The 1,834-nt window shown below is 44.9% G+C and carries 2 protein-coding genes; one reads left to right on the forward strand and one right to left on the reverse strand.

Annotated features, from left to right (window positions below):
- Positions 1-173: 173 nt before the first annotated feature.
- The gene (locus EDM54_RS25675; RefSeq protein WP_003393058.1) at positions 174-893 is read right to left on the reverse strand and encodes a glycosyltransferase family A protein; all 720 of its coding nucleotides are present in this window, start codon (positions 891-893) and stop codon (positions 174-176) included.
- 237 nt (positions 894-1,130) lie between these two features.
- On the opposite strand from EDM54_RS25675, the gene EDM54_RS25680 reads away from it, so the two are divergent.
- The gene (locus tag EDM54_RS25680; protein ID WP_024984230.1) at positions 1,131-1,808 is read left to right on the forward strand and encodes a response regulator transcription factor; all 678 of its coding nucleotides are present in this window, start codon (positions 1,131-1,133) and stop codon (positions 1,806-1,808) included.
- Positions 1,809-1,834: the final 26 nt, after the last annotated feature.

The raw sequence follows: 1,834 nt of genomic DNA on the forward strand, positions 1-1,834 counted from the left end.
CGGCATTGCCTACTGGCAACAACAAGGGCTGAAAAGCTTAGTGCAACGATATTCTCAAATTCGTCAAGCTTGGTGAACCGCCGTATACCGAACGGTACGTACGGTGGTGTGAGAGGACGGGGGTTAGTCGCCCCCTCCTACTCGATTAAGATAACACGATGAGAAGGTCCTTTTTACATAAAAGACGAGAGGATCCTTTTGACCTGGCGCCGATTTTTTACAATACGTCTTTTGTTGATGACCTTGTTCCGCTTTGAACGAAATTTGCTTGTGGTATTGCCCGAGTGGATGACGTGTACATAGTTGCGCAGACGCAATTTGTCGTGGCGCAGGCGGATGACGGCGGGATGTCCCCCGGCAAGCCGATACCGTTTTCCTTTCAAATAATCTTTTACTTTATAGATTAACGTATAGAATGCCGGCGACTTTGCATACATCGGCGCAATTCGCTTCTTTTTCGAGTCATACATGTAGCCAAATTGGTTGATCACCGCGGACGTTCCCTTTCTTCTGCGGTGATTCTTGAGCTGCTGGATATAGCTTCGGCGGTACAAATCGTCTGAATCCAACCGCACCAAATACAAATAATGATAGCCCTTGAGGCGCTTCCTGATACTTTTCTGGTACTTGCTTTTGGGGATGAATTTGATATTTTTAGGGAGCTTGCTGTACTTGCGCAGCTCTTTTTTTATTTTCCTTCGGGAGCGGTCCTCATACTCCACGAGAGCGACAAAGCCTTGATTGGTCTGTCTTTGCAAACTTCTCCGCGTATACCGCATAAATATTTTCATCCGGCTTTTAATCCATTTCGTCGTAAATCTCTTCTTGCGGTTGTACTTTAGCTTTTTGGAGTTAAAGGCAATCCGGACGATGATCTTCTTTCGTTTTGCCAAGAAGTCCTCACTCTCCTTTACCAAGCAAAGCTGTAAATATTACATGGTATTGGAGTTTTCCGGGTTTTGCTGTAGTCGGATACCTCTCGGTGATATCCGCACATAAATGCCCCTGGTCTTAGCTGAAGAGACTCTCCCGGTTTCGCCCTGAAAAAAGGAAGGGATATAATGTATGCAGGCCACGGCATGCAAAGCAAAAAGCGATGCATCCAACAATCCTGATTCGGGAGGCAAGCGATGAAGATACTTTTAATAGAAGACGATGTGAAGCTGATCAAATATATCAAGCAATATTTGACCGCATACGATTATGAAGTTTTCATTGTCGGGGATTTTGAGCGGGTCGTGGAAACAGTTGACCGGGTAGAACCTCATCTGATCATTCTGGATATCAATTTGCCGACGTTTGATGGTTTTTATTACTTGAAACAAATCAGGAAAACCCACGCCGTACCGATCATCATAGTATCCGCCAGGAATGAAGAAGGAGAACAAATCAGAGGAATGGAGCTAGGGGCGGATGACTATATCACCAAACCGTTTAGTGTCGGGATTCTTATGGCCAAAATTAACGCGGCCTTGCGGAGATCCATGCAATACTCGGATGGGGTCAGGATCGAAGAGGGGAAGCTGGTGCTGCTGGAGGACAGTTTAAAGCTGCAGTATGAAAATCAAACCGTAGAGCTTTCGAAGAATGAGTATAAAATCATCAAATTATTGATGCAAAACAGAGGGAAACTGGTGAGCAGAGATGATCTGTTTGATGTGCTGACCGATTATAACACCTTCGTGGCGGAAAATACGCTCAATGTCAATATGTCCAGAATAAAGGGAAAGCTGAGGGAATTGGGGCTTGAGGATGTCATCTCGACGAAAAGGGGGTTGGGATATGTCTTTCATTCCGTTACTGATTGAAGTGATCGAGTCTGTAAAATATTTTG

Origin of the sequence: Brevibacillus borstelensis (genome assembly GCF_003710865.1) — a bacterium.
Classification (GTDB): domain Bacteria; phylum Bacillota; class Bacilli; order Brevibacillales; family Brevibacillaceae; genus Brevibacillus; species Brevibacillus borstelensis.

Bases quoted from the DNA above. Each gene is read 5' to 3' on its own strand.
- EDM54_RS25680 (WP_024984230.1), top strand. From the start codon at position 1,131: ATGAAGATACTTTTAATAGAAGACGATGTGAAGCTGATCAAATATATC.